At 66.0% G+C, this 25,903-nt stretch carries 25 protein-coding genes and 1 tRNA gene; 13 read left to right on the forward strand and 13 right to left on the reverse strand.

What is annotated here, in order from left to right; genetic code table 11:
- Positions 1-13: 13 nt before the first annotated feature.
- A complete protein-coding gene (locus tag VGN62_RS19160; protein WP_327456871.1) occupies positions 14-1,975 on the reverse strand; it encodes an alkyl/aryl-sulfatase in 1,962 nt (653 codons plus the stop codon).
- 65 nt (positions 1,976-2,040) lie between these two features.
- On the opposite strand from VGN62_RS19160, the gene VGN62_RS19165 reads away from it, so the two are divergent.
- The gene (locus VGN62_RS19165; RefSeq protein ID WP_327456873.1) at positions 2,041-2,526 is read left to right on the forward strand and encodes a flavodoxin family protein; all 486 of its coding nucleotides are present in this window, start codon (positions 2,041-2,043) and stop codon (positions 2,524-2,526) included.
- A gap of 80 nt (positions 2,527-2,606) precedes the next feature.
- Here the strand turns inward: VGN62_RS19165 and VGN62_RS19170 are convergent, their stop codons facing one another.
- Together VGN62_RS19170 and glpX are read right to left on the reverse strand one after the other, a co-directional pair.
- Positions 2,607-4,184, reverse strand: a complete 1,578-nt coding sequence (locus tag VGN62_RS19170; RefSeq protein WP_327456875.1) for a hypothetical protein — start codon at positions 4,182-4,184, stop codon at positions 2,607-2,609.
- Between the two features lie 84 nt (positions 4,185-4,268).
- Positions 4,269-5,237: a class II fructose-bisphosphatase gene (gene glpX / locus VGN62_RS19175; protein ID WP_327456877.1), complete on the reverse strand. Its 969-nt coding sequence runs from the start codon at positions 5,235-5,237 to the stop codon at positions 4,269-4,271.
- A gap of 135 nt (positions 5,238-5,372) precedes the next feature.
- Between glpX and VGN62_RS19180 the strand changes: the two genes are divergently transcribed.
- Entirely contained in the window at positions 5,373-5,777 is a 405-nt protein-coding gene (locus tag VGN62_RS19180; RefSeq protein WP_327456879.1) for a hypothetical protein, read from the forward strand.
- Here VGN62_RS19180 and VGN62_RS19185 read toward each other — a convergent pair.
- From VGN62_RS19185 to VGN62_RS19195, 3 genes are all read right to left on the reverse strand, one after another.
- On the reverse strand, positions 5,774-6,598 hold the full coding sequence (locus VGN62_RS19185; protein WP_327456881.1) for a hypothetical protein: 825 nt from the start codon (positions 6,596-6,598) through the stop codon (positions 5,774-5,776). The two genes, VGN62_RS19180 and VGN62_RS19185, sit on opposite strands and share 4 nt — an antisense overlap.
- Positions 6,599-6,657: 59 nt before the next feature.
- Complete coding sequence (locus VGN62_RS19190) at positions 6,658-7,977, reverse strand: homoserine dehydrogenase (RefSeq protein ID WP_327456883.1); 1,320 nt, start codon at positions 7,975-7,977, stop codon at positions 6,658-6,660.
- 114 nt (positions 7,978-8,091) lie between these two features.
- Positions 8,092-8,904, reverse strand: coding sequence for a hypothetical protein (locus VGN62_RS19195; RefSeq protein ID WP_327456885.1), 813 nt, complete (start codon positions 8,902-8,904; stop codon positions 8,092-8,094).
- 342 nt (positions 8,905-9,246) lie between these two features.
- On the opposite strand from VGN62_RS19195, the gene VGN62_RS19200 reads away from it, so the two are divergent.
- The 5 genes from VGN62_RS19200 (at position 9,247) to VGN62_RS19220 (ending at position 12,663) form a co-directional block, all read left to right on the forward strand.
- Positions 9,247-9,903: an energy transducer TonB gene (locus tag VGN62_RS19200; protein WP_327456887.1), complete on the forward strand. Its 657-nt coding sequence runs from the start codon at positions 9,247-9,249 to the stop codon at positions 9,901-9,903.
- A 59-nt stretch (positions 9,904-9,962) separates the two neighbouring features.
- Positions 9,963-10,781: a MotA/TolQ/ExbB proton channel family protein gene (locus VGN62_RS19205; RefSeq protein WP_327456889.1), complete on the forward strand. Its 819-nt coding sequence runs from the start codon at positions 9,963-9,965 to the stop codon at positions 10,779-10,781.
- A 127-nt stretch (positions 10,782-10,908) separates the two neighbouring features.
- Positions 10,909-11,430 carry a biopolymer transporter ExbD gene (locus tag VGN62_RS19210; protein ID WP_327456891.1) on the forward strand — a complete coding sequence of 174 codons (522 nt, stop codon included), beginning with the start codon at positions 10,909-10,911 and terminating at the stop codon, positions 11,428-11,430.
- 35 nt (positions 11,431-11,465) lie between these two features.
- Positions 11,466-11,891, forward strand: coding sequence for a biopolymer transporter ExbD (locus VGN62_RS19215; RefSeq protein ID WP_327456893.1), 426 nt, complete (start codon positions 11,466-11,468; stop codon positions 11,889-11,891).
- A gap of 199 nt (positions 11,892-12,090) precedes the next feature.
- Complete coding sequence (locus VGN62_RS19220) at positions 12,091-12,663, forward strand: superoxide dismutase family protein (RefSeq protein WP_327456895.1); 573 nt, start codon at positions 12,091-12,093, stop codon at positions 12,661-12,663.
- 94 nt (positions 12,664-12,757) lie between these two features.
- Here VGN62_RS19220 and VGN62_RS19225 read toward each other — a convergent pair whose 3' ends face one another.
- Positions 12,758-14,356: an MFS transporter gene (locus VGN62_RS19225; RefSeq protein ID WP_327456897.1), complete on the reverse strand. Its 1,599-nt coding sequence runs from the start codon at positions 14,354-14,356 to the stop codon at positions 12,758-12,760.
- A 105-nt stretch (positions 14,357-14,461) separates the two neighbouring features.
- On the opposite strand from VGN62_RS19225, the gene VGN62_RS19230 reads away from it, so the two are divergent.
- On the forward strand, positions 14,462-14,950 hold the full coding sequence (locus tag VGN62_RS19230) for a low molecular weight protein-tyrosine-phosphatase (protein ID WP_327456899.1): 489 nt from the start codon (positions 14,462-14,464) through the stop codon (positions 14,948-14,950).
- On the opposite strand, the gene thpR is transcribed toward VGN62_RS19230, so the two are convergent.
- Positions 14,857-15,474 (reverse strand): RNA 2',3'-cyclic phosphodiesterase, encoded by a 618-nt coding sequence (gene thpR / locus VGN62_RS19235; protein WP_327456901.1) that lies wholly within the window; start codon positions 15,472-15,474, stop codon positions 14,857-14,859. The two genes, VGN62_RS19230 and thpR, sit on opposite strands and share 94 nt — an antisense overlap.
- 166 nt (positions 15,475-15,640) lie before the next feature.
- On the opposite strand from thpR, the gene VGN62_RS19240 reads away from it, so the two are divergent.
- Positions 15,641-16,369, forward strand: coding sequence for a Bax inhibitor-1/YccA family protein (locus VGN62_RS19240; RefSeq protein ID WP_327456903.1), 729 nt, complete (start codon positions 15,641-15,643; stop codon positions 16,367-16,369).
- Between the two features lie 79 nt (positions 16,370-16,448).
- The gene (locus tag VGN62_RS19245; RefSeq protein ID WP_327456905.1) at positions 16,449-17,351 is read left to right on the forward strand and encodes a DUF2785 domain-containing protein; all 903 of its coding nucleotides are present in this window, start codon (positions 16,449-16,451) and stop codon (positions 17,349-17,351) included.
- On the opposite strand, the gene VGN62_RS19250 is transcribed toward VGN62_RS19245, so the two are convergent.
- Complete coding sequence (locus VGN62_RS19250) at positions 17,348-17,989, reverse strand: glutathione S-transferase family protein (RefSeq protein WP_327456908.1); 642 nt, start codon at positions 17,987-17,989, stop codon at positions 17,348-17,350. The two genes, VGN62_RS19245 and VGN62_RS19250, sit on opposite strands and share 4 nt — an antisense overlap.
- Before the next feature lie 102 nt (positions 17,990-18,091).
- On the opposite strand from VGN62_RS19250, the gene VGN62_RS19255 reads away from it, so the two are divergent.
- Positions 18,092-18,853, forward strand: a complete 762-nt coding sequence (locus VGN62_RS19255; RefSeq protein ID WP_327456910.1) for a competence/damage-inducible protein A — start codon at positions 18,092-18,094, stop codon at positions 18,851-18,853.
- On the opposite strand, the gene VGN62_RS19260 is transcribed toward VGN62_RS19255, so the two are convergent.
- On the reverse strand, positions 18,826-20,061 hold the full coding sequence (locus VGN62_RS19260; protein WP_327456912.1) for an MFS transporter: 1,236 nt from the start codon (positions 20,059-20,061) through the stop codon (positions 18,826-18,828). The two genes, VGN62_RS19255 and VGN62_RS19260, sit on opposite strands and share 28 nt — an antisense overlap.
- Positions 20,062-20,121: 60 nt before the next feature.
- Here VGN62_RS19260 and VGN62_RS19265 point away from each other — a divergent pair, with 60 nt between their 5' ends.
- Positions 20,122-20,898, forward strand: coding sequence for a transglutaminase family protein (locus VGN62_RS19265; RefSeq protein ID WP_327456914.1), 777 nt, complete (start codon positions 20,122-20,124; stop codon positions 20,896-20,898).
- A 5-nt stretch (positions 20,899-20,903) separates the two neighbouring features.
- Here VGN62_RS19265 and VGN62_RS19270 read toward each other — a convergent pair.
- Positions 20,904-20,977: transfer RNA gene (locus VGN62_RS19270), tRNA-Gly, on the reverse strand.
- A gap of 48 nt (positions 20,978-21,025) precedes the next feature.
- Positions 21,026-21,496 carry an Lrp/AsnC family transcriptional regulator gene (locus tag VGN62_RS19275; protein WP_327456916.1) on the reverse strand — a complete coding sequence of 157 codons (471 nt, stop codon included), beginning with the start codon at positions 21,494-21,496 and terminating at the stop codon, positions 21,026-21,028.
- A gap of 97 nt (positions 21,497-21,593) precedes the next feature.
- Here VGN62_RS19275 and putA point away from each other — a divergent pair, with 97 nt between their 5' ends.
- A complete protein-coding gene (gene putA, locus VGN62_RS19280; protein ID WP_327456918.1) occupies positions 21,594-24,689 on the forward strand; it encodes a bifunctional proline dehydrogenase/L-glutamate gamma-semialdehyde dehydrogenase PutA in 3,096 nt (1,031 codons plus the stop codon).
- Positions 24,690-24,852: 163 nt separating this feature from the next.
- On the opposite strand, the gene VGN62_RS19285 is transcribed toward putA, so the two are convergent.
- Entirely contained in the window at positions 24,853-25,803 is a 951-nt protein-coding gene (locus VGN62_RS19285; RefSeq protein ID WP_327456920.1) for a TPR domain-containing protein, read from the reverse strand.
- Positions 25,804-25,903: the final 100 nt, after the last annotated feature.

The raw sequence follows: 25,903 nt of genomic DNA on the forward strand, positions 1-25,903 counted from the left end.
GTCGGTTAAGCCCTCAGGGGACAACCACATTGAAGCGCGGGTCGGCGGGGGGATGCAGCGCGAACCATGACAGGAATGCCATGCGGTCGCCGTCGATCTTGATCGCACCCGACTGGAGCAGCGTCGGGAACTGCGCCTGGCCCAGCATCACATCGTCGAGCGTCTTGCGGTCGAGCGTCACCGTTGCGGTCGGCGCGGCGTCGGTCACCCCATATCGCGGCACTTCGACCCCGCCGCCGACGACGATCGCGATCGTCTCCTTGCTGTCGGGCAGCACGAATTGGAATGTGCCTTTGAGCGCGGCGCCCTTTGCGGCGTCGAACCGCGTCGCCAGCGCATCGAAAAAGACCGCGGTCGGGATCGCGCTGACGAATGACCGGCTTTGTCCGTTCCCCGACAGATTCTCGACTGCGGTGCCGCGTAAGCTGGCGGCGGCGGCGAGATAATAGTTCCGCCATGCGCCCGACTCGGCTTGATAGCCGAGCTGGTCATAAGCCGAAGCCAGCGCGCCACGCGCATCCTTGTTGTCCGGCTGCGCGAACACGAGCTTGTTGAGCAGTTCGGCCGCCCAGCGATACTCGCCCGCCTTGATTGCGTCCTTGCCTGCCGCGAGCAATTTGTCGGCACCGCCCGCCAGCGCGACATATTTGGGCGCGCTCGCTTCGGGGGGCAGCGGGTTGAAGTTCGCGGGGTTGCCGTCCCACCAGCCGAAATAACGCTGATAGGTGGCCTTCATGTCGTGATTGACCGTCCCATAATAGCCGCGCGAGGCGAAGTCCGCCGCCTGTCCCGGAGCCTCGGGGGTGACATCGGCGAGCTCGTGCAGCGTCGCGCCGCGGTTGGCGAGAAACAATGTGCGGTCGTGGACATAACGATAGATATCGCGCTGGCTGGTCAGCAGCGCCGAAACCTCGCCCGCGCCCCACGTCGGCCAGTGATGCGACGCGAGCGCGACCTCGGCCTTGCCGCCCCAGCGGAGGAGCGCGGCGTCGATCACCTTCGACCAGTGCAGCGCATCGCGGACCTGCGCACCGCGAAGGGTGAGCACATTGTGCAGCGTGTGCGTGACGACTTCGGTCGTGTGCAGCGCCTTGTAGGCGGGGATATAGAAGACGAACTCCGACGGTGCCTCGGTCCCGCCCGCGTCGAGGAAGTCGAACGCCAGCCCGTCGATCGTCAGCGTGCCGCCCTTGGAGCCGACCGTCTCGGTGGGCTCCATATAGCCGATCGTTCCCGACGACAGTTTCGGACCCAGCCCGGTGTCGACCTGTCCCGCGGGTCCGGGCGGCAGGATCGATCCGAACATATAGAGCGCGCGCCGCCCCATCGCGGTGCCGGCAAGCACATTCTCCGACGTGGCTTCCTCCGAAAAGCCGTGCGGCGCGATGATGCGGATCTTTTGCGCCTTGACCTGCTCGGGGGTCACGATGCCGCCGACGCCGCCGAAATGGTCGCTGTGGCTGTGTGAAAAGATCACCGCGCGGATCGGCAGCTTGCCCGCCTTCGCCTCGACCGTGTCGGCGAACAGCTTCCAGCTCGCCGCGGCGGCTTCCTCCGAGAGCAGCGGATCGACGACGATCCACCCCGTCTTGCCGCGGATGATCGTCATCACCGAAATATCGTAACCGCGCACCTGCCAGATCTTGCCCGGCACGACCTCGAACAGGCCGTGCACCGCGTTCAGCCGCGCCTGCCGCCACAGCGACGGGTTCACCGTATCGGGCGCCTCCTTGGCATCGAGGAAGGCGTAGGGCCGACGGTCCCACACCGTCTTGCCGTCCTTCGACAGAATCACGCCGCCCGGAATCTCGGCGAGCTTGCCGCGCATCACATTGGCTTCGTCGCTCGGATCGCCCAGCGGCAGGCGTTTGGCGATTTCGGCCTGGGCCGCGCGCGTCGCCTCGCTTGCGGTATCCTGCGCGGTGGCGGCGAAGGGCAGGGTGCCGGCAAGCAGCAGGGCGGTCAGTCGGCGCATATCATGTCTCCCCCATGTTTCGGGGCAGCTTGCGCCGCGGGCCGGTGCTTGGCAAGCATCTGGGCATGACCGCCGCGCCGCACCTCCTGATCGCATGGCACAGCCGCACCGGCGGCAGCGAGGCGCTTGCGCGTGCCGCTGCCGAGGGCTCGGAGACGGCGAAGCTCGTCGCGGCGGACGATGTCACGCCGGAGGCGCTGCAAGCCGCGGGCGGCTATCTTTTCGTCGGTCCCGAAAATCTCGCCGCGCTGTCGGGCGCGATGAAGGAGATGTTCGACCGCTGCTATTATCCCTGCCTCGGGAAACTCGAAGGGCGGCCTTATGCGACGATCATCTGCGCGGGCTCCGACGGCGAAAACGCCCAGCGCCAGCTCGACCGCATCGCGACGGGCTGGCGGCTGAAGCGCGTCGCCGATCCGGTCATCGTGAACACCGCCGCGCAGACGCCCGAAGCGATCCTCGCGCCCAAGACGATCCCCGCGGATCGGCTCGCGGCGGCGCGTGACCTGGGCGCGGCCCTCGCCGAAGGTCTTGCGGCGGGAATCTTCTGAGCTGCGGGTCATCGCGATCCTTGCTGTATTGCATACATAATACAGTAAGGATCGCGCGGTCAAGCCGGGACGGCGCTATGCTATTTGCCGCCGGCCTTTCGCGCTGCCTTGCGGGTTTCGAGCTCGGCGGGCGACGGGATCGCGCGGCGCAGTTCGGCGATCACGTCGTCGGCGGCGAAATATTGCGTCGGCGCCATCATCGGCTCGCCCGGATTGCCGAAGCGGACGAAGCCGTAGAAGGGCTGTTCGCGGTCGCGCCAGAAGGTGAAGCCCGCCTTGCCCTTTTGCTTCGCGAGCAGCGCGGCGTGGAGCAGCATGCTGTCGTTGCACGGTTGCCAGGCGGCCGGACGGCAATCGATGTAGAACATGCCCTTGGCCTTGGGCGATTCCTTGCCCAGCATCTTGCTTTTCTCGACCTTCCACACGCGACCCGACATCGTCTCGAACGAGCCGACGTCGGCATAGGGCAGGATCTTTCCGAACAGCGTCTTGTTGTCCTTGTCCTGCGCCAGCAGTTCGGCGAGCCGCGTCTCGCGGCGCTTCTTCCGGATTTCGGCGGGATCGGTCGCCAGCGCGCCGACCAACTCGGCGGGACCCGCATTCGCCCGCAGCAGGCCGTTCAGGTGGAGCGACTGCGCCAAGGTGATCCCTACCCATTCGGAACGCCCGGCATAGCGCCGGCGCGCTTCGGCCATTTCGCCCCGGTCGACCAGCTCGAGAATCTCGAACAGGTCGAAATGTTCGATGATCCGCGAGGTATCGGTTTCGGGCTTTCCGCGCGTCTTGCGGTCCTCGAAATTGCGGCGCGCGTCGGCGATCAGCGTGCGGGCGCGGTCGCGGTTGCCCGCGATATGCTGCGCGATCGCCGTCGCCGTCAGATATTCGGTGTTGCGTTCGTCGAAGCCCAGCCCGCCATGATAGTCGAGATAGCCCTCGTCGGCTTCGGCCGCTTCCCGCCAGCGGCCGGCAAGCTGAAGCCGTGCCGACAACACCCATATCTGGTTGTGGTCCACCCGCGCGAGGCTGCGAAGCCACGCGATCTCGGCTTCGGTGACGTCGGTAGAGAGGCCGATGAAATCCTCGGTCGCACCGACAACGAACAGGCTGTTGGGATAAGCGACCGCCTTTTCGAGCAGCTTGGCCTTGGCCTCATTGACCAGCCCCTGCCGCGCCATGATCGCGGCCTCGATCCGGTCGAGCGACTGGCCGAAAGAGCGGTCGAAATAGATGTCGCCGTTCAGCCCGGCGGCGGCAGCTTCACCGCGCGCCTTGTCGACATCGGCGCGCGCCCCGGCGTAGTCGAGCGCCTCGACGCGGTGCACCGCGCGCGCGAGGATCAGCGGCAGGCGCCGCGCGACATTGCCTTCGGCCTTGGCGCCGTCGATCAATGTCGAACAGGCGTCGACGCCTTCGCTTCCGAATTTTCGCGCTTCCGCATCGGGGGCTTCGACGGGCGGCGCGAACAGCGCGAGCAGCGTTACCGCGCCGATGAAGCGCGCGATGCCTTCGCCCGCCGACATATTGTTCGGATTGCCGTCGCATTGCAGATAGAGCGACGGCGCCTTGCCGCCCTTCGCCTCGTCCGCAAGCGCTGCCGGCGCAATGCCGTTCGTCGTCGCCGCGGCCAACGCCGCGGCGATTGCCAGTCCAGTCCTCACCCTTGCCCCTCCCCCGATGTCATCAAGACGCTTCGGTGAAGCCGGAATTTTCGGTCATGGCAAGGGGGGCTGTTTCAGAGTCGGTCAGTGCGACCGATGTTCGCCCTTCACCCAGCGCACGGTGCCCGACGATGCGCGCATCACGACCGTCTCGGTCGTCATCACGCCGTCGCGGCGGCGCTTGACGCCGCGCAGCAGCGATCCGTCGGTGACGCCCGTCGCGGCGAAGATGACGTCGCCCTTGGCGAGGTCCTCGAGGTCATAGACGCGGTCGAGGTCGTCGATACCCCATTTCTTCGCGCGCAGCCGTTCGTCGTCGTTGCGGAACAAGAGGCGGCCCTTGAACTGGCCGCCGACGCAGCGCAGCGCCGCCGCGGCGAGCACGCCCTCGGGCGCGCCGCCCGATCCCATATAGATGTCGATATTGGTTTCGGGGTTCGTCGTCGCGATCACGCCGGCGACGTCGCCATCGGGGATCAGTGCGACGCCGCAGCCGATCGCGCGCAGTTCGGCGATGATCGCCTCGTGGCGCGGACGGTCGAGCACGCAGACGATGATCTGTTCGGGCTTGCAGCCCTTTTCGCGCGCGACGGCTTCGACATTCTCGCGCACGCTATTGTCGAAATTGACGATACCCGGCGAATAGCCCGCGCCAACCGCCAGCTTGTCCATATAGACGTCGGGGGCGTTGAGCAGGCAGCCTTCCTCGGCGATCGCGAGCACCGCGAGCGCGTTCGGCCCGGCCTTGGCGGTAATCGTGGTGCCTTCGAGCGGGTCGACCGCGATATCGATCTTCGGACCCTTGCCCGGCGCGTTGCCGACCTTTTCGCCGATATAGAGCATCGGGGCTTCGTCGCGCTCGCCTTCGCCGATCACGATCGTGCCGTCCATATAGAGCGTGTTGAACGCAGTGCGCATCGCCTCGACGGCGGCGGCGTCGGCGGCCTTTTCGTCGCCGCGGCCGATCAGCTTCGCGGCGGCGATTGCCGCGGCTTCGGTGACGCGCACCATTTCGAGCACGAGCACCCGGTCGAGGTTGCTGCTATTCGTCATGTCGGTCACTCTCCGTCTTTACTTGTTCGGCCCCGTCGGCATGGTGGCGCCCATATGGTTGCCGAAGCCACTTGTCGAGGATGCTTCGCCCGATTCGGGGCGCCTTTCGCGATGGCCTGTGTCATCGGAATGACAATGGCGGGGATTGCAGCACCGGCGAGCGCGCAGACGCAGGGGCCGCCCGCACCCCCGCCGCCGCGCAATGCCGAGGCGGCGGCGGCCAATGCGAAGGAGATGGTCGACCCGATCAAGCGCTGCAAACCTGCCGAGGACGGATCGATCAATGTGTGCGGCACCGACACCGAACGCCACCGGCTGACCCCCGAATTGCGCGCGATTGCGAATGAGGGCCGCGAGGCGCCGCCGAAGCTGCCGCGCGCAGAGGCGAAGGCGATGTCGCTCGACAAGCTGCCATATAACTGGATTTCGATCGGCGGCCGCGCGAAACCCGGTCCCGAATATAATGCGCAGTTTGAAGCCGTGAAGCGCGCGACCGACCCCGAAACGGGCACCCCGGCGCCGCCTGAGGAAGAGCCCTAGGCGAACGCCTCGGCCGCGCCGCCGGATTGCGCGGCGCGATACAGGCCTGCCGGCACCACCGTCACGGCGGCGAACCAGACGCACCAGAAAAGCAGCCATCCCGAACTCATCGCCATAGCGGCAGGCCGCGTCTCCTCGCCGCCGAGGATCAGATAGCTGTGGAGCAGGATGAGCAGCATGACGGCGGCCGCCACGACAAGATTGAACGCCATATAGAGCGCGAACAGCCGCCACTGCGGCCGCGCGGTGCGGCGCCACGATTCGACGAAAGCGGTCACCGGCTCCAGCTTGCCGCCTGCGGCCATGATCGGCCCGATCAGGCAGAGGCGCGCGCTGATCCACGCGCTGACGATCGCGAGCAGGATCTGGCGTGCGATCGCGATCGGCGTACCGTCGGCGCGCGCCACCTCCATCCCGACCGTCAGGCGGAAGGGGAGGGCGAGCAGGAAGCCGACGAGATAATAGAAGAGGAGCCCGGCGATCAGGTACGCCGCACCCGCGACCATGCCGTACATGATTTCGGAGACATAGCCCTCGCGGATTTCGGCGAGCAGCGCGTTCCACAGCGCGAGCATCGCGCCGCACATCAGCGCGGCGCAGATGCCGAGCAGATAGAGCGGGCCGACGATCGACCCCGTAAGCCGGAAATCATCGGGGGCGATCGCCAACGCGAGGATGGCGTCCATGCTCAGCACCGGTTCGCTCGCGAGGAGAAGGAAGGGCAGGACAACGCCGAGCAGCATATAGGCGAGCAGTGCCCGCCAATGCTCGCCCGCCAGTACGCGCGCCTCGGCCAGACCTCGCCTGATGTCGATATCCATGCTTGCCCCCCTTTTCCCCTCGTCGGGGTAACAGCGGTGCGCGCGATTTCAAGCGTGGTTCAAAGCGCGAGGATCGGCATGTGCATCGGTGTCCCGACCACATGATCCGACGCGGCGAGAATGCCGAGCGCGGCATGGATGGCGCTCGCCGGTCCGTCATGAGTAACGAGCGCGATGACGACACCATCTTCCTCGTCGGTGCCGCGCTGGATGAAGCTTTCGATCGACACGCCCGCATCGCGCATCGCCGTCGCGATTTCGGCGAGCACGCCGATCCGGTCCTCGACGATCAGGCGGACATAATGTTTGCCGACGCGCGCCCCCGCGTCGGCGACCGGCGCGGCGTCGAGCGAATCGACGGGCATCGCGAAGGCGGGGCCATATTCGTCGCGCGCGATGTCGATGATATCGGCGACGATCGCCGAAGCCGTCGGCCCCGCGCCCGCGCCCGCACCTTCGAAGAACAGGCGGCCGACGAAATTGCCCTCGGCGACGACGGCGTTAAGCGCACCCGGAACATAAGCGAGCGGATGGTCTGCGGGGACGAGGCACGGCTGGACATGCTGGTACAGCCCGCCAGCATCGCGCTCGGCCATGCCGATCAGGCGGACGCGGTGGCCGAGCGCTTCGGCTTCGCGAATGTCGGCGGCGATCAGATTGCGGATGCCGTTCGCGGTTACGGCGCCGATGTCGAGCTTGGTTCCGAAGCACAGCGCCGCAAGGATCGACAATTTATGCGCCGCGTCGATCCCGTCGACGTCGAAGGTCGGGTCGGCCTCGGCATAACCCTCCGCCTGCGCGGCGGCCAGCGCGTCGGCGAAGCTCGCGCCGTTCCGCTCCATCTGCGTCAGGATATAATTGCACGTGCCGTTGAGGATGCCATAGACGCGCGCGATCTCGTTCGCCGACGCGCCCTCGCGGATCGCCTTGATGACGGGAATGCCGCCCGCGACCGCGGCTTCATATTTCAGCGGCGTGTCCTTTTGCTCGGCGAGCCGCGCCAGGTCGAGCCCGTGGTGCGCGATCATCGCCTTGTTCGCGGTGACGAGCGCCTTGCCCGCGCCGAGCGCATGGCGCGCGAGCGTCAGCGCCGATCCGTCGGCGCCGCCGATCATCTCGACGACGACGTCGACATCGTCGGCGGCGACGATCGCGTCCATATCGTCTTCCCAGCGATAGGGCGAAAGGTCGATGCCGCGGTCCTTGTGGCGGTCGCGCGCCGACACCGCGACGATCTCGATCGGCCGCCCCGCGCGCCGTGCGATCAGGTCGCGGTTCGCCTCGAGCAGGCGGACGACCCCGCCGCCGACGACGCCAATCCCCGCAAGCGCGACACGCAGCGGCGGACGGGGAGCGGTCGGGGCGGAATAAGGCGACATGCGGGGACTCCGGACTGGATGCGCGGGCAATCGCCCGCCGGGTGCCAGCGCCCTATCGGCTTTTGTCGCGGAAACAAGCCCGCTGCGCCTAGGGCGCGCCGAAGCTGAGCTTTATTATCCCGCAACCGGCGGCTTGCGTGTGCGTGTGCATTCGCCCAGCGCGCCGAGGACGATGGCGTAGTCGGACGCCGCCTTGCGGCGATCCTCGGGCGCGGTTCCCGCGAGCTTGTTCAGCGGCAGCGTGCGCGGCAGGCCGCAGGCGAGCCGATACCAGGCCAGCGTACCCCGCGCGGGCACTGCGGCCGATCCGTCGACGATCTCGCCAAAGGCCGCGGCCCAGCGCCGCGACCCGTCGGCGGCGGTAAGGATCGTCAGCGAGACCGGTTCGCCGGTCCGCGTGTTGAGGAAGAGCTGGGTTTCGCCTTCGCCAGGCAGCGTGCCGGGTACGTGGAAGCCGTTGGCGATACCGGTGATCGCGGGCGGCGCCCCGGGTTTCACCAGCTCGGTCAGGATCGCGCGCAGCTGCGCTTCGGTCGCCGGATCCCACGGCAACTGGGCGTCGGGCGCGATCAGCCGGACGCTGCCGGTGTTGCTGCTTCCCGCGGTCGCGCCCGCGACGGGGCGGGCGAAGAGCAGGACCGGCTGCTTCTTTTTAAGCTTCGGCGGCTTGCCTTTGGCATCGAGCGGCAGGTCGACGAGGTAAGAGATTCGCGCCGCGAGCGGTCCCGATCCGCGAATCAGGCTGACGACATCGGCCTCGATATAGAATCGCGCGTGACCCGCCGCGACTCCGGGCGCTTGTGCGGGTTTGAGCGCGGCGGCACTATATATGCGCGCGTGGAGCGCGATCGGTGCGGCGCTCGCCAGATCGGCGATATCGGCATAGCTGTAGGGGCTGGCCGCCGCCGCCGGGGCCGGGGCCTGCATGGCGGAAACGCTTGGGATTCCAAGGGTAAGGGTCAGGATTCCGGCGATAGCTGCCGGGTGGGGGAGGCGCATGGTCGATCCACTTTCCGTCGTTTATGACACCGGTATCGGCGCCTGAATCCCCATGATGGGACAAGGCACATTAACCGCTGATAAAGGGTTTGCGAACTTGCCGCCACCGCGATAGGACGGGCCGCGAAGCGTCCGGCAAAAACATAATAAGCCGAACGTAGCGCCGTCGGGTCTCGCGGAACGCATCGGAAATCATCCGGGCATTTGGCAACCGAACCCGCCGGCAGGGAATTGGTGTCAGGATGATCTAGCAAGGAGCGTCGTCCCTGAATGGCTTATGGTGATAATGTCGACCCTAAAAACAGGGTAGTGGCGATTGTCTTGGTTGGTCTGTTTACTGCTGTGCTGGGCTATGGCCTGGTGAACGGCTTGAATATCAGTATCGTCAAGAAGCTCGCCGAAAAATTGGATGTGGTGGACGTTGAAGAGCCGCCGCCGCCGGAGGAACCCCCGCCGCCGCCGCCGCCGGACAACAAGTTGCCGCCGCCGCCGCCGGTCGTGACGCCGCCGTCGCCCATTCCGCCGCCGGTGACGACCAATACGGTCCAGTCGGTGCCGAAGGCGCCGCCGACGCCGCCCCCGCCCGTCTATACGCCGCCGGCTCCGCCCGCGCCGCCGCCGACGCCGGATCTCAGCGCCGCCGGTACGCCGAAGGGCAATCCGGGTCGCTGGGCGACGAACGACGACTATCCGGCCCGTGCGATGCGCGAAGAGCGTGAAGGCACCACCGGGTTCCGCGTTACCTATGGCGCCGATGGCCGCATCACCTCGTGTGACGTGACCTCGTCGAGCGGCCACGCCGATCTCGATGCCGAAACCTGCAAGCTTATCCAGCGCCGCGGCCGGTTCAATCCGGGCAAGGACCGCGCGGGTAACCCCGTGGGCGGAAGCTACAGCAATCGTATCCGTTGGCAGATTCCGCGCTGATCCGGCGCAAGGACATCTGTTTTCGATTTTACCGAATATTTTGAGAGGGATTTTCCAGTATGTTTAATCTGATCGCAAATGCCGCCGCTGCGGCGCCGGCTGCCGCTCACGACGCAGGCCTCAGCCTGATGCCCGCATCGATGTGCGTGAAGGAAGAAGGCCAGAACCCCTATGGTCTGGTCCCCGCGCTTTGCGAAGGCGGCATCGTCTCGCAGGTCACCTTCCTCGTCCTGCTGATCATGTTCATCGGCACGCTCTACATCCTGTTCACCAAGCTGTTCGAACAGAACAAGGTGATCAACCAGGGCAAGGCGGTCGATGCCAATTTCTGGCGCGCGCCGACGCTGGCCGATGGTGCCTCGAAGCTCGAAAAGAACAGCGCGTACCGCCAGGTTGTCGAAGACGGCCTGCGCGCCAACGAAGAGCACAACAAGCTGACCGATCCCGTCGAAGCACATGACTGGATGCACGGCACGCTCGAGCGTTCGCAGAACCACATCAACTCGAAGCTCAACGGCGGCCTCGCCTTCCTCGCGACCGTGGGTTCGACCGCACCGTTCGTCGGTCTGTTCGGTACCGTTATCGGTATTCTTCGCGCGCTCGTGAAGATCGGTGCATCGGGCCAGGCCTCGATCGACACCGTTGCCGGCCCGGTCGGTGAAGCGCTCATCATGACCGCCATCGGTCTGATCGTGGCGGTTCCCGCGGTGCTCGCCTTCAACTGGCTCCAGAGCCGCAACAAGGCGATTGCCCGCCGCCTGTCGACCTTCTCGAACGACGTTCTCGGTTCGATCATGTCGAACGGTCAGGTGAAGCCGGCTTCGACGCAGGCTGCCGCCAAGGCCGCTGCTCCGGCCGCGGCACCGAAGAAGGCCTGATTGGTCTCCTGGACCCCCGCCTTTCGCCATGGGGCGACGGGCGGGGTCCGTTGGACAGGGTTGCCAGGCCGTCTGGCGTGTCGACCCGATGTCCGTGACAGAAATTTTGTGACAGGATGCTAATCCTATGGCGATGAGTGTAGGCGACAAGGGCGGCGAAGAAGCCCCAATGTCCGAAATCAACACGACTCCGCTCGTGGACATCATGCTTGTGTTGCTCATCATCTTCCTCATCACGGTTCCCGTGGTGTTGGAGACGGTGAACCTCAAGCTGCCCGACGTGCCCTTTGAACCGACGACGACGAAGCCCGAAAACGTGCTGCTGTCGATCCGTTCGGCGGACACCGACGGCGATGGCGAGCCGAATCCCGAGAGCACGGCGTGCGAAGTCTATTGGGGCCAGACCCCGGTCGATTCGAAACAATTGCTCGAACGCGGTCAGCAGAAGCTGGAAAAGCTGCTCGAAGACATCGGCGGCCCGCAGAACATCACCGAGGAAAATTTCCCCGAAGTGCATATTCGCGGCGACGTCAACACGCCGTACCAGTGCATCGGCGGTGTGATCTATACGATGCAATATGCCGGCTTCCAGAAGATCGGGTTCATTTCGGAACCGGCTCCTGGGTCGGGTACGGTGGGCCGCCTGTAAGGGCGCGCTCCGTTTAGGAACGAAGGAATAATCGCATGTCCATGGCAGTTGGAGATCGGGACGAAAATGAACCGATGATGGACATGAACACGACGCCGTTGATCGACGTCATGCTCGTGCTCCTCATCATGTTCATCATCACCATCCCGGTCCAGACCCACGCGGTGAAGATCGATCTGCCGATCCCGACCGACAGCCAGAGCAATGTCGACCCCGAAAAGAACAAGGTGATGATCGACCCCGCGGGGACGATCACCTGGAACGGTTCGCCGGTCGATCTCGCTCAGCTGGCGCAGTATCTGGAACAGACCAAGGCCTTGCCGGTCGAACCCGAACTGCAGGTCCAGCCCGACCCCTATGCACGCTATATCGTCGTCGACAATGTCATGGCGGTGATCAAGCGCAGCGGCGTCGGCAAGCTGGGCTTCGTCGGCAACGAGCAATATGCCCGCGTCTTCTGATCTCTGATCGGAGCCGTGAGGCGAAAATGGGGGCCGCGAAGAAATTCGCGGCCCCTTTTTCTGTGCCGCAACGCTTTGTCACAGCTCCGCCCTCATAAGGGCTTGGAACGCGGGGCAAATGGCGGCATCGTCGGCGCATGGGATCGAAACGCGCGGTCGCGACGTATAGATTCAGGTTTCAAGTGCAGGGAGCAGCAAGATGGTGATTGGTTCGCGCCGCAAACAGGCAATGGCACAGGGGCTGATTGTCATCTCGGCCCTCGCACTCGGCGGCTGTGCCGGGATGGGCAAGAAGTCGACGACGACGCTGCCCGCGCCCGACGCCTATGCCCAGCTTTATGACGCGAAGGGCGCCGACCGCGGCCGCGCCGACATTTATCGTGATACGAGCGGGCTTCGCGTCGAACTCGTCGCGCGCGGTTTCGCGCCGGGCACATACGGGATGCACGTCCATGCGGTCGGCCAGTGCAACGCGCCAGATTTCGCGAGCGCGGGGCCGCACTGGAACCCGACCGGGGTTCAGCACGGCCGCGACAATCCGATGGGTGCACATCACGGCGATCTTCCGAACCTTGTCATCGAGCCCGACCAGATCGGCCGCGCGACGCTGCGCCTCGTCGGTTCGCGCTTCGAGGGCGACGGCGGCTTGCTCGACGCCGACGGTGCCGCTTTCGTGATCCATGCCGGGCCCGACGATTACAAGACCGATCCCAGCGGCAATAGCGGCGGCCGCGTCGCGTGCGGCGTGATCGTCAAAGAGGGCGCGAAGTAAAACGGCTTCCGCTTCGTCGCTTCCCACCACGGGGGGACGACGGCGCGGTCCCGGAGCTTCAATGAAAGCTTGGGCGGGCGTCTCGACCGAAAGGTCAGGCGCCCGCCGCGCGTTCGGCGATCGTCGCTTCGGCCCGCGGGACGGCGCGATAGGCATAGATCAGCAGGCCGAGCGCGATCGGCGCCACGCCGATCAGCGACAATATGCCGGTGCGCAAGTCGCCGACCGGTTTCCCGTCGACCATCGTGCCGGCGAGGTCCGAAATCTGCCCGACCATATACGGGCCGAAAGACAGGCCGACGAGCGTCGTGCCGAGGAAGAAGGCGGCAGTCGCCGTCCCGCGCATCCGCGGCAACACCAGGTCCTGCGTCGTCGCGGCCGCGGCGCCGAGCGCCGCCGCGCCGAACAGGCCGGCAAGGAAATTCATGATGTAGAACAGCGCCGCATTGTCCGTCGTATAGCCGATCCAGATCGGCACGACCGGTGCAACGACGCCGAAGATGATCATCAGAATCCGTCCCGCGGGGTTCCGCGCGCGCAGTGCATCGGCGATCCGGCCGCCGATGATCACGCCGACGAAACCGCTGATCGCGCCGTTGGCACCGAGATAGAAAGCCAGTTCCTGCTTGGGCAGGCCCAGCACGGTTTCGGCATAGGGCGCCGACCAGAAAGCGAGCGCATAAGCGGCGAGCGCCACGAGGCCATAGCCGAGCGTCGTGCAAATGAAGGCGGGCGTGCCCCAGATCAACCGGAAGGTCGCGGGGTCGTGCGCGCGGAGCCCGCTCGCCCAGGAAAAGACGGCATAATAGCCCAGTGCAACCGCCGACCATTGCGGAAGGTTGCCCGTCAGCCCGATCATCCACCAGGCGAAGGCGGCGATCGCGAGGGCGAAGCCGATGTTGATTGCGAGTGCCGCCGGACCGCGCTTCCACGCGCCCCATAGCGTCAGCGGCGGCACGATCATCGACAGATCCTTGCCGAATTCGCGGAAGGGTGTCGGCGATCCCTGAGTCGGTGCGCCGTCCATCGCACCGCGCACCGGTTCGCGCAGGCTGGCAACCCACAGCGCGAGCAACAGGCCGGGAATGCCGACCGCGAGAAAGGCCGCCTGCCAGCCGACCAGTCCAATCGGGCCACCCGCTGGATACGCCATGTTCCATGTTTCGACGATCGATGCGCCGATGAACAGCGAGACACCGCCGCCGAGGTAGAGCCCCGACGAGTAGATGGCGAGCGCGGTCGCTTTCTGCCGCTTCGGGAAATAGTCGGAGATCAGCGAATAAGCGGTCGGGCTTGCGGTTGCCTCGCCGACGCCGACGCCCATGCGCGCGAGCGTCAGGGTCAGCTGATTATATGCGAAACCCGACAGTGCCGTCATCGCCGACCAGAGGGTCAGGCCGATCGACAGCAGTTTGACGCGGCTCCAATTGTCCGCGAGGCGGCCCAGCGGGATGCCGAACAGCGCATAAAAGACCGCGAAAGCGGCGCCGCCGAGAAAGCCCATGTCGCCGTCGGTGAGTCCGAGGTCGGCCTTGATGTCGACCGCGAGGATGCTGATGATCTGCCGATCGATGAAATTGAGGATATAGACGACGACGAGCACCGACAGGACGTACCAGCTATAACCCGTGGCTTGCGGCTCGGCCGAACCCGGCGCGCCGGACATGACATTTTCGCTGGCGGTCTCGGCCATCTGGCAACCCTCTCCCTGACCCATTATCTCTTGGCGATCATGGCTAGCAGAGCGGGGCGAAGGCGCAAGTTGAAAGTCGGTTCAACTTTGTGCGAAGGGAGAAACATGCACGACGATACCGAAAAAAGGCCCGCGATCCTTTTCCTATGCCTCGGCAATATCTGCCGTTCGCCACTTGCCGAGGGAGCGGCGCGTGCGGCCTTTGCAAGGGCGGGGATCGACGCGCTGCTCGATTCGGCGGGGACCGGCGATTGGCACGTCGGCCATCCGCCCGATACCCGCGCGCAGGCCGAGGCGCGGCGCCGCGGGGTCGATATTTCGGGTCTGCGCGCGCGCCAGCTGTCACCCGGCGACTTCAACCGCTTCGACCTGATCCTCGCCGCCGACGAGAGCAATTTGCGCGACGCGCGGGCGATCAGGCCCGTCGGCGCAACCGCCAAGCTCCGGCTGATGCTCGACCTGCTGCCTGGACGGGGCGGCGAGGGCGTCGCCGACCCCTATTATGGCGAGGACGGTGGTTTCGCGACCACCTGGGACGATGTCGACGCGGTCGCGGCAGCGCTCGTCACCGAATTTTCGCCGTCCAGCGGATAACGCGCGACGGGATGATAGCGCGAGCCGCCGTGGCCGAGCTCGCTTTCGTAGAGCGTGACATGCCCGAATTCGAAGGCCGGGCTTGCAAGGCCGCTGTTCAGCGCCAGGAAGGGCGCGACCGGCCCCGCGCTGCGGTTCAGCCGCGCGAGTGTGATGTGCGGGACAAAGGCGCGCGCTTCTGGCGCGATCCCGACGCGCGCAAGCAGCTGGTCGACCTTGCGGTGTAGCGCATGAAGCGGCTCGTCCGGTTCGACCCCCGCCCAGGCCATGTGCGACCGGCCCTGACGTTCGAACACGCCGACCCCCGCCACACGGGCGACGATGGTCGGCGCGTGCAGCGCACCGAGCGCCGCGGCGATATCTTCCGCCCGATGCCGGTCGACCTCGCCGATAAAACGCAGAGTCAGGTGAAGCTGGTCGTCGATTTGCCAGCGCGCGCCCGCAATGCCGTGCATCGCGGCGATCAGGATTTCGCGGGTCGCGCGCGGCGGGCGCAGCGCGACGAAGAGGCGGTGCGTCGACATAATGCAGAGCATAAGCGGCTTGTCGCGCGATCGCGACCCCTTACCGCCGGGCGCCGATATTGTTGCTTAATATTGCTCATGTCCGGTTTCGCTTGAAACAGGCGGCCAAACTCCCGATATTGCTGCATACGGCCGGTATGGGCTGGCCGGTGATGGAGTAATGACAATGGCGAATTGGAACGACCCCAATATGGCGGCTTCCGGTTTTGGCGCCGGCGCGAACGCAATGGACCAGGCCGTCGATGCCGGCCTGCGGTCGTACATGCTGTCGGTTTACAACTATATGGGTTCGGGCGTGCTGCTGACCGGCATCGTCGCGATGCTGGCGTATAACAGCGGCTTCACCGCTTCGCTGATCGGCAGCCCGCTGATGTGGGTGGTGATGCTTGCGCCGCTGGCTTTCGTGCTGGTGCTGAGCTTCGGCATCAACAAGCTCTCGACCGGTGCCGCACAGGCGCTGTTCTGGGTCTATGCCGCGGTGATGGGTCTGTCGATGTCGACGATCTTCCTCGCTTTCACGGCCTCGTCGATCGCCACGACCTTCTTCGCGACCGCGGCCGCCTTCCTCGGTCTCAGCCTCTATGGCTACACGACCAAGAAGGATCTGTCGGGCTTCGGTACCTTCCTGATCATGGGTGTCGTCGGCATCCTCGTCGCGATGCTGATCAACCTGTTCGTGCAGTCGAGCGCCCTTGCGATGGCGATCAGCGTCATCGGCGTGCTGCTGTTCGCAGGCCTCACCGCCTATGACACGCAGAAGATCAAGAGCATGTATTTCTATGTCCGCGGGACCGATTTTGTCGGCAAGTCGGTGATCATGGGCGCGCTGACGCTCTATCTCGACTTCGTCAACATGTTCACCTTCCTGCTCAACCTTCTGGGTAGCCGCGACTAAGCGCGGCGGACAGGAACGAAACAAGGGAGCCCGGCGAAGCGATTCGCCGGGCTCTTTCTTTTGGGAGAGGGGCATTGGCATGATTCGCATCGGAATGGCTGCAGTCGCGGCGATGCTGGTCCTTCCCGCCCAAGCGGCCCAAGCGGCTCAATCGGCGCCGGGCTGTGTTGTCGCCCGGCCGGCAGGCGGCGACCTCAAAGCCTATGCGGCGACCTACTTTCCGAAGGCCAGCCTTGCCGATCTCGATGCGCTCGCCGCGTGCCTTGGCGATCCCGATCCCGCGGTGCGCGACGATTTTGCCTTCACGCTTTGGTCCGAAGGGCTGCGCGGGCGGCATCTGGCCGCCGACCAGATGCGCCACGTGCTGGCGCGGCTGAGCGCCATCGTCGCCGGCCCCGACGATGCGGCGGGCTTCCAGAAACCCTTCGCCGCCCTCGCCTTGTCCGAGGTGGCGCGCGCCGACCGGGTCGCGCCCTATTTGAGCGAAGCCGAATTGCACGCGCTCGCGGGATCGGGCGCCGCCTATCTGCGCGGCGTCACCGATTATCGCGGCTTTGTGGCGGGCGAGGGGTGGCGTCATGGGGTCGCGCATGGCGCCGACCTCCTGATGCAGCTCGCGCTCAATCCGCGGCTCGCGCGCCCCGACGCCGACCTGTTGCTGGCCGCCATCGCGGCGCAGGTCGCCCCCGCCGCATCGCCTTCCTATATTCATGGCGAGGCGCGGCGCCTCGCGCGACCGGTACTCTTCCTCGCCAAACGTTCCGACATCGACGATGCCGCATGGGCGGCGTGGTTCCAGGCGCTGCATCCCGACGACGCGCCGCGCTGGAAAGCGCCCTATGCCAGCGCGGCAGGGCTCGCGGCGGTTCACAACAGCAGCGCGTTCGGCGACGCCATCTATGTCGCGGCCAGCGAATCGCAGGATCCGCAGGTCCGGCGGCTCGCGCCGCTCGCCGCCGGATTGCTGAAGTCGCTGCCCTAGGCCGGGGCCGCGCCCGCCGCCTGCATCTTTGCGATCAGGCCGTTGTCGATTTCCTTCGCGCGCTTGTATGCCGGGCGTTCGCGCAAGGGTGCGACATAGGCCTCGAACGCCGGGCGCGACGCGATGGTGCCGAACTGGAGCCCCCAGTCGATCTGGCTGCCGACATAGACGTCGGCGGCGCTGAAGCGGTCGCCCGCGACGAAGGCCTTGCCCGCGACCGCGCCTTCGAGCGCGTCGAGCGCGGCGGGCAGCGATCCGAAGCCCGCCATGCGCTGCTGGTCGGCGTCGGGCTCGACCCCGAAATGCTTCGCGGTGATCGCCTGTTCGACCGGCCCCGCGGTGAAGAACAGCCAGCGGTAATAATCGGCGCGGTCTGCGGCGGCGGGGGCAAGGCCGGCTTCGGGAAAAGCATCGGCGAGATAGGCGCAGATCGCCGCGCATTCGGTCACCGCCTTGCCGCCGTGGACGATCGCGGGAACCTTGCCCATCGGATTGACCGCCAGATAGGCTGTGTCTTTCATCGTCGTGCCGTAATCGAGGATGCGCGGCTCATAGGGAGCGCCGACCTCTTCGAGCATCCAGCGGACAATCTGCCCGCGCGACATCGGGTTGGTATAGAAAATCAGGTCGTCGGCCATCGCGCTTCTCCCATGTGGTTCGATTCGGACGAGAACATATCAAGAACATCATCCAACTGCCAGCAGGCTTGTTTTGTCACCATAGGCAGCTAAGGCAAAGGCATGAGCGACGAACGCATCTGGACCGCCGCCGTGCTGGTGATCGGCGACGAGATTCTCTCGGGCCGCACGCAGGACAAGAATGTCGCGCAGATCGCGACCTGGCTCGAAGTGCAGGGGATTCGCCTGCGCGAAGTGCGCATCGTTCCCGACGTCGAGCAGGAGATCGTCGATGCGCTGAACGCGATCCGCGCGCGCTACGATTATGTCTTTACCACCGGCGGCATCGGGCCGACGCACGACGACATCACCGTCGACGCGGTGGCGAAGGCGCTGGGGGTCGGCGTCATCATCCATCCTGCGGCGCGGGCGATCCTCGAACGCTATTACACCGCACGCGGCAGCGAGCTGACCGAGGCGCGGCTGCGCATGGCGCGCGTCCCCGACGGCGCCGAGCTGATCCCCAACCGCATGTCGGGCGCGCCGGGCATCCGCATCGGCAATTTGTTCGTGATGGCGGGGGTGCCGCACATCACCGCAGGCATGCTCGATGCGCTCACCGGCGAGCTCGAGGGCGGCGCGCCGCTCGTCGCGCACACGATCGGCGCCTGGGCACCCGAAAGCGAGATCGCCGACCTGCTGCGCCTCGGTGAAAAGGATCATCCGGGGGTGGCGATCGGCAGCTATCCCTTCTTTCGCGAGGGCAAGACCGGCGCGAATTTCGTCATTCGCTCGACCGACGGCGAACAGGTTGCGGCGTGCGTCGCGATGCTCACCGCGGGCTTCGAAGCGCTCGGCTATGCAGTGACCGACGGCGGCATCTGATCGGCCGGCTGCGCGCGCGGGAGGCGGCGCAGCATCAGGATCGCGAACAGGCCGAAAATCGCTGCGACGACGAACGCCGCGCCGGGAAAATGTACCGGCGCGGCGTCTGCCGTAAAATATGCCATTGTGCCGGTGAGCAGCAGCGGCGCGAACAACTGGCCCAATCCCATCGCCATGGCCGAAATCCCCTGCACCTCGCCCTGCGTCTCCGGCGTCGCGCGGCGCGACATCATCGCCATCAGCGACGGCTGAACCGGTGCCTGCAACGCGACAGGGATCAGCAGCAGGAAAGCGCCGATCGTCGAGGTGGTGAAGGCGTAACCGATATAGACCGCCACCGCGACGAGGATACCGAGCGTCGCCGCGTCGCGTTCGCCGAAGCGTGCGACCGCGGGGCCGACGACGAAGACCTGGCCGAGCGCGATCATCACCCCGACCGCGGCAAGGCTCGCGCCGATCATTCCGGGCGTCCAGCCGAGCTGCGCGATGCAGTAAAAGCTCCACGTCATCGGATAGACGAGGCTGGCGATCTGCCACAGCACGAGCACCCCCGCGACCCCGTCCATGCCGGGCAGCGCGCGCATCGTCTTCCACGCACCGAGCGGATTGGCGCGGCGCCAGTCGAAGGCGCGGCGGCGTTCGGGCGGCAGCGTTTCGGGAAAGATGAAATAGCCGTAGAGCATATTCGCGGCGGCGAGGATCGCGGCCGCGACGAACGGCGCGCGCGGGCTGATCTCGCCGAGGAAGCCGCCGAGCGCCGGCCCTGCGACGAAGCCGATACCGAACGCCGCGCCGACGAAGCCGAAATTGCGCGCGCGCTCCTCGGGCGCGGTGATGTCGGCAATCGCCGCCTGCGCCGCGGCATAGCTGCCGCCGAAAATCCCCGACAGCGCCCGCGCGACAAACAGCCAGGGCAAAGTTTCGACGATCGTCAGCAGCGCATAATCGACTGCGAGCCCGCCGAGCGCGAGAAGCAGCACGCGCCGCCGCCCGAAATGATCCGACAAATTGCCGAGCACGGGCGACGCGAGGAAGGTCGCGACCGCCATGACAAGGCCGATCCACGCGCCAACCTCGATCGCGTGCGGAAGGTCGATTTCGCCGACCTCCATCACCAGTTGCGGCAGCACCGGCATGATGATGCCGAATCCGACCGCGTCCATGAAGATGGTCGCAACGATGAACGGGATGGTACGCTTCGCCGTCACTTGCTCTTTGCCCCTGCCATGCCTAGCGCCACCGAACCCTTCCTCATGCGTTGCCGATAGATGAAACTCGAAATTTCCGCCTCCCTAAATTACCGGTTGCCCGAGCCGGTCGACCTGATGCTCCAGATCGAGGCCGCGGACGGGCATGGCCAGCGTGTCCTCGATGCGACGCTCGACCTCGGTGCCCCCGACCGTATGTCGCGGGTGCCAACCCCGAACGGCCTTTGCGAACCGATCTGGCTGCGCGAGCATGGCGAACTGCATGTCGCCTATCGCGCTCATATTGCGATCGATCGCCCACCCGCCGATCTGGAGCGGCTTGCGCCCGTACCGCTGCATCGCCTCCCGGCGGATGCGGTCCCCTATCTCAACGAATCGCGCTATTGTCCGTCGAACAAGTTCCACGCCTTCGTCGACCGGCGCTTCGGCGAGCTTGCGGGCGGGGCCAAGATCGCACGAATGCGCGACTGGATCGAAAGTCGCTTCACCTATCTGCCTGGCACCAGCACCGCCGAAACCGGCGCGCTCGATAGCTTTGTCGAACGCCGCGGGGTGTGCCGCGACTATGCACATGTCATGATCGCGCTTGCCCGCGCCGCGCACATCCCTGCGCGCATGGCGAGCGTCTATGCGCTCGGCGTCGATCCGCAGGATTTTCACGCGGTCGCCGAAGTCTATCTGGATGGCGACTGGCATCCGGTTGACGCGACGGGCATGTCGCGCGCGGATGCGATGGCGCGCATCTGCGTCGGCCGCGACGCCGCCGACATCGCCTTCCTCACCGCCTATCGCGAGATCGAGCTCATCGAACAGTCGGTGTCGGTGCGGCCGGGGTAAGATGCTGGAGCGGGTGAAGGGAATCGAACCCTCGTCGTAAGCTTGGGAAGCTTCTGCTCTACCATTGAGCTACACCCGCGTGGCCTGCGCGATTGGCACAGCCGCGCGCGGCGGTCAATCGCCTGTGTCAGCGCGCCGATTCGCAGATCGTCTCCATCGCGACGAAGGTCGAGGTGCTCGCGACATGCGGCAGGCTCGAGATTTTTTCGCCGAGCACGATGCGGTAGCGGCGGATGTCGGGGGTGCGGACCTTGAGCAGATAGTCGAAGCTGCTCGCGATCATATGGCATTCCTCGACTTCGGGAATCTGCCGCACCGCCATGTTGAACTGCTTGAGCGCCTCCTCGCGCGTGTCCGACAGCTTCACTTCGGTGAAGGCGACATGGTCGAGCCCGACCTTGGCGGGATCGACGATCGCGCGGAAGCCGACGATCAGCCCGCTGTCGACAAGGCGCTTCACGCGCTGCTGGCACGGTGTCTTCGACAACCCGACCTGTAACGCAAGTTCGGTAAAGGTGATGCGTCCGTCGCGCCCCAGAATCGCGAGGATCTTGCGATCGAACTCGTCAATCTCGACTGTTGAAGAGGAGTTTTTCATACGTTCTGACTAAGATCGATCCAAAACTTGGTCAATTCATATATCAAATGGGCAGAAACAAGTCGGATCGACTTCGGCCAATATGGTATCGGAGGCCATGACCCAAAGCCCCGACCGCGCCGCCATCCGCGCCCTCGCCCGCCGCAGCGAATCCGACATCGTCGGCGAGCTGCGTAGCGCCCTTGCCACCTCGTCGGCCAGCGTCGAAGCCGTGACGCAGCGCGGTCTCGAATTGATCCGCAAGGCGAAGGCCGAGGGCGAGCGTGAGACGCTCGTCGCGCAGCTGATGAACCGCTATCGCCTGTCGACCGAGGAGGGCGTCGTGCTGATGTGCCTCGCCGAGGCGCTGCTGCGTGTCCCCGATAATGCGACCGCCAATGCGCTGATCCGCGACAAGATCGCCGGACGGCACTGGAAGGACGGCGAGGATGAGGATAGCCCGCTGATCGTCGCGCTGTCGTCGCGCGGGCTTTCGCTGGGGTCGGCGACACTGATGCTCGACGCGATGGGCAGCAAGGCGAACCCGCTCACCCTGATCAAATCGATGGTCCGGCGTTCGGGCGAGCCGGTGATTCGGCAGGCCGCGCTCGCGGCGATGAAGATGCTCGGCCAGCAGTTCGTGATGGGCGAGACGATCGACGCCGCGGTCAAGCGCGCCGACAAGGAAAAATCCGAACTCGCGAGCTTCGACATGCTCGGCGAAGCGGCACGCACCGCCGAGGATGCGGCGCGCTATTACGACAGCTATGCGAATGCGATCGCGCGAATCGGCAAGGGCGCGAAGCCGGGCGACCCGCATGCCAATCACGGCATTTCGATCAAGCTGTCGGCGCTCCACCCGCGCTACGAATATCTCCAGCACACGCGTGTCGTCGGCGAGCTGATCCCGAACGTCATCGAACTCGCCAAGGCGGCGCGCGCGGTGAACATCCCGCTGATGATCGACGCCGAGGAAAGCGACCGCCTCGAACCGCATATGGACGTGTTCGCGGCGCTGATCGACGCCGGGATCGCCGACGGCTGGACCGGGCTCGGCATCGTGATCCAGGCGTATCAGAAACGTGCGCCGGCGGTGATCGACTGGCTCGCGAACCGCGCGCGGACGCGCGGGGTCAAGCTGTCGATGCGCCTCGTCAAGGGCGCCTATTGGGATACCGAGATCAAGCGCGCGCAGACATTGGGGCTCGGCGATTTCCCGGTGTTCACGGCAAAGCTCCACACCGACCTCAACTATATGCGCTGCGCCCAGCTGCTCCGCGATTGCCAGGATTGCATCTTTCCGGCGTTCGCGAGCCACAATGCGATGACGCTCGCTTTTGTGTCCGAACTGTTCGCGGGCGCCGATTACGAGCTGCAGCGGCTGCACGGCATGGGCGAGGGCGCGCACGACGCGCTCGTCGCCTTGTTCCCGCCGCCGCGCCCGGTGCGCGTCTATGCGCCGGTGGGCACGCACCGCGACCTGCTCGCCTATCTCGTCCGCCGCCTGCTCGAAAATGGTGCGAACTCCAGCTTCGTGCATCAATTCTCCGACCCCGGCGTCACCGCCGAGCAGCTCGCGGTCGACCCGCGCAGCGTCGCAAGCGCGGCGACCTCGAACATCGCGACCGGCCTCGGCCTGTTCGACCCCGTGCGGCGCAATTCGCGCGGCTATGACCTAGGCGATCCGGGCGTGCCCGAAGCGCTCGTGTCGGCGATCGGCGCGGCGCGGCGGAGCGATCTCGTCGCGGCGCCGATCGTCGGCGGTGCAGCGCGAAACGGCAAGGCCGAAGCGGTGCGCAACCCTTCGACGGGCGCCGTCGTCGGACAGGTGATCGAGGCCGATGCGGCCACCGTCGCCGACGCCGTCGCCGCGGCACAAAAGGCACAGGGCGACTGGAGCCTCGCCGGCGGCGCCTTCCGTGCCGAGCGGCTCGAACGCGCCGCCGACCTGCTCGAAGAGCGCGATGCGCTTTTCCTCGGCCTCGCGATCGACGAGGCGGGCAAGACGCTCGTCGATGCCGTCGCCGAGGTGCGCGAAGCGGTCGATTTCCTGCGCTATTATGCGGGCCAGGCGCGCGCCGATTTCACCTATCCGGTCGCGCTGCCCGGTCCCACGGGCGAGCGCAACGAACTGATGCTCGAAGGCAAGGGCGTGTTCGTTTGCATCAGCCCGTGGAACTTCCCGCTCGCGATCTTCCTCGGTCAGGTGTCGGCGGCGCTGGCGGCGGGCAACAGCGTGCTCGCGAAACCCGCCGAGCAGACCCCGCTGATCGCGCACGCCGCGGTCGAACTGCTGCTCGAAGCGGGCATCCCCGGCGATGTTCTCGCGTTTCTCCCCGGCCGCGGCGAAACCGTCGGCGCGGCGCTGACGGGCAACGATGATATTATTGGCGTGGCTTTCACCGGATCGACCGAGGTCGCGCGGATGATCAACCGCAGTCTCGCCGGGCGCGACGGCCCGATCGCGACCTTGATCGCCGAAACCGGCGGCGCCAACGCGATGATCGTCGATTCGACCGCGCTCCCCGAACAGGTCGCGCGCGACGCCGTTGCCTCGGCCTTCCAGTCGGCGGGCCAGCGCTGTTCGGCGCTCCGTCTGCTCTGCGTGCAGGAAGACGTCGCCGACACGATGATCGAGATGGTCGCGGGCGCGATGGCCGAACTCAATGTCGGCGATCCGTCGATTCTCGCCACCGATGTCGGCCCGATCATCGACGAAGAGGCGCGCGCCAACATCGCGGCTTATGTCGCTGAAGCGCGCGCCGCGGGGCGGGTGGTCGCGGAAGCGGGACGGACGAACCTGCCGGCGGACGGCCATTTCGTACCGCCAGCGCTGATTCGCCTCGACCATGTCACCGACCTCAGCCAAGAGATTTTCGGCCCGGTGCTGCACGTCGCGACATGGAAAGGCGGCGAGCTCGACGGGCTCATCGATGCGATCAACGCTTCGGGCTATGGCCTGACGCTTGGCGTTCACACGCGCATCGATGGCGTCGCGGCGCATATCGCAGCGCGCGCGGCGGTCGGCAATGTCTATGTCAACCGCAACCAGATCGGCGCGATCGTGGGATCTCAACCCTTTGGCGGGCGCGGCCTGTCGGGCACCGGCCCCAAGGCGGGCGGCCCGCATTATCTGCACCGCTTTGCCGAAGAAAAGTCGATCAGCACCGATATCACCGCGGCGGGCGGCAATGCGGCGCTGATGGCGGGCTAACAGTCGGCTAGGACCACGAGGCCCGATACAGAGTGGACGGCTGTCCCGGGCAAATACGTCCGAAATCGTCTCGCGGCTTCATGCCGCGGCGACCCTATGTTCTGGTTGCCCCCCGCAGCGATGACGGCCTACCGCTTTGGCGTGGGCGCGCCAATGGGTAATTTTACGCACCCGGAACGCCGAGCAGCTGCGCCTGCGCGTTCAGCCGGCCCGCCGCCCCCGGGTTCGCGGCGATCCCGTCCTTCAGCGCCTGCGCGGCCTTGGCCGTCTCGCCCAGCGTCATCCGGCTGCGCATCAGCATGATCCAGCGGTCGACGTCGGCGGGGTTGGCCTTGAGCTTGGCTTCGAGCCCGCTGACCATGCCTTCGATCATCTGGTCCTGCTGGCCCTTGGGGAGCTGCGACGCCGCTTCCATGTCGGCGCGGCTCGGCCCCGGTATCGCGCGCGCGGCGACGGGCATTTCATCGGCGGTCAGCGGCCGGGGCTGCGTGCTCGCGAGGCGCGCGGCGACGTCGATCTTGTGGATCTTGCCGACCTGCTCGATCGTGCGGCGCAGGTCCGCCTCCCACGGCGCGCCTTGCGGCGTGTCGGCAAGTAGCGCGAACCAGTCCTCGATCGCGCCCTTGTGGTCGCCGCCGATATCCTTTTTCACCGCGAGGAAATAGCGCGCGCGCGGATCCTTGGCGTCGAGCGCGACGGCCTTGTTGAACGCGTCGAGCGCGGCTTGCGGCATCGGATCGCTGTCGCTTTTCATCACCCGCGCCTCACCGAGCGCAGACCACAGACCCGCCGATTCGGGCGAAAGCGCGACGGCTTTTTCATAGGCTGCTGTGGCGCCGGCGAAATCGCTCATGTCGAAACGTGCCGCGCCGAGCGCGGTCCAGGCATCGGCGCTGTTCGGTTCGCGCTTCGTCCGCGCCTCCAGCTCGGCGAGCTGGTCGGACGGTCCGGCGGTGCCCTGCATCGCCTTGTCGCTCGCCGGAGAGGCGGAATCGCGCCAGATTGCATAGCCGATCGCTGCTGCCAGCAGGATGAAGGCCGCGATCAATATCGCCCGGTTCGCGCCCGTCATGCCCTGCTTTCGGCTCTCCGCCATGCCGTTGCTCTCGCTCATTTTTACCCCTCTAGTGCGCGCCGCGAAAAAATGCCGCCTGTGCGCGCTGTCATATTGCCTTTGCTTGGCGATGGTGTAGCCTTTGGCATACAAGGTCGGT

Source organism: Sphingopyxis sp., from assembly GCF_035998905.1.
GTDB lineage: Bacteria > Pseudomonadota > Alphaproteobacteria > Sphingomonadales > Sphingomonadaceae > Sphingopyxis.

Bases quoted from the DNA above. Each gene is read 5' to 3' on its own strand.
- VGN62_RS19160 (WP_327456871.1), bottom strand. From the start codon at position 1,975: ATGCGCCGACTGACCGCCCTGCTGCTTGCCGGCACCCTGCCCTTCGCC.
- VGN62_RS19165 (WP_327456873.1), top strand. From the start codon at position 2,041: ATGACCGCCGCGCCGCACCTCCTGATCGCATGGCACAGCCGCACCGGC.
- glpX (WP_327456877.1), bottom strand. From the start codon at position 5,237: ATGACGAATAGCAGCAACCTCGACCGGGTGCTCGTGCTCGAAATGGTG.
- VGN62_RS19180 (WP_327456879.1), top strand. From the start codon at position 5,373: ATGGCGGGGATTGCAGCACCGGCGAGCGCGCAGACGCAGGGGCCGCCC.
- VGN62_RS19185 (WP_327456881.1), bottom strand. From the start codon at position 6,598: ATGGATATCGACATCAGGCGAGGTCTGGCCGAGGCGCGCGTACTGGCG.
- VGN62_RS19190 (WP_327456883.1), bottom strand. From the start codon at position 7,977: ATGTCGCCTTATTCCGCCCCGACCGCTCCCCGTCCGCCGCTGCGTGTC.
- VGN62_RS19195 (WP_327456885.1), bottom strand. From the start codon at position 8,904: ATGCAGGCCCCGGCCCCGGCGGCGGCGGCCAGCCCCTACAGCTATGCC.
- VGN62_RS19200 (WP_327456887.1), top strand. From the start codon at position 9,247: ATGGCTTATGGTGATAATGTCGACCCTAAAAACAGGGTAGTGGCGATT.
- VGN62_RS19205 (WP_327456889.1), top strand. From the start codon at position 9,963: ATGTTTAATCTGATCGCAAATGCCGCCGCTGCGGCGCCGGCTGCCGCT.
- VGN62_RS19210 (WP_327456891.1), top strand. From the start codon at position 10,909: ATGGCGATGAGTGTAGGCGACAAGGGCGGCGAAGAAGCCCCAATGTCC.
- VGN62_RS19215 (WP_327456893.1), top strand. From the start codon at position 11,466: ATGTCCATGGCAGTTGGAGATCGGGACGAAAATGAACCGATGATGGAC.
- VGN62_RS19220 (WP_327456895.1), top strand. From the start codon at position 12,091: ATGGTGATTGGTTCGCGCCGCAAACAGGCAATGGCACAGGGGCTGATT.
- VGN62_RS19225 (WP_327456897.1), bottom strand. From the start codon at position 14,356: ATGGCCGAGACCGCCAGCGAAAATGTCATGTCCGGCGCGCCGGGTTCG.
- VGN62_RS19230 (WP_327456899.1), top strand. From the start codon at position 14,462: ATGCACGACGATACCGAAAAAAGGCCCGCGATCCTTTTCCTATGCCTC.
- thpR (WP_327456901.1), bottom strand. From the start codon at position 15,474: ATGTCGACGCACCGCCTCTTCGTCGCGCTGCGCCCGCCGCGCGCGACC.
- VGN62_RS19240 (WP_327456903.1), top strand. From the start codon at position 15,641: ATGGCGAATTGGAACGACCCCAATATGGCGGCTTCCGGTTTTGGCGCC.
- VGN62_RS19245 (WP_327456905.1), top strand. From the start codon at position 16,449: ATGATTCGCATCGGAATGGCTGCAGTCGCGGCGATGCTGGTCCTTCCC.
- VGN62_RS19250 (WP_327456908.1), bottom strand. From the start codon at position 17,989: ATGGCCGACGACCTGATTTTCTATACCAACCCGATGTCGCGCGGGCAG.
- VGN62_RS19255 (WP_327456910.1), top strand. From the start codon at position 18,092: ATGAGCGACGAACGCATCTGGACCGCCGCCGTGCTGGTGATCGGCGAC.
- VGN62_RS19265 (WP_327456914.1), top strand. From the start codon at position 20,122: ATGAAACTCGAAATTTCCGCCTCCCTAAATTACCGGTTGCCCGAGCCG.
- VGN62_RS19275 (WP_327456916.1), bottom strand. From the start codon at position 21,496: ATGAAAAACTCCTCTTCAACAGTCGAGATTGACGAGTTCGATCGCAAG.
- putA (WP_327456918.1), top strand. From the start codon at position 21,594: ATGACCCAAAGCCCCGACCGCGCCGCCATCCGCGCCCTCGCCCGCCGC.
- VGN62_RS19285 (WP_327456920.1), bottom strand. From the start codon at position 25,803: ATGAGCGAGAGCAACGGCATGGCGGAGAGCCGAAAGCAGGGCATGACG.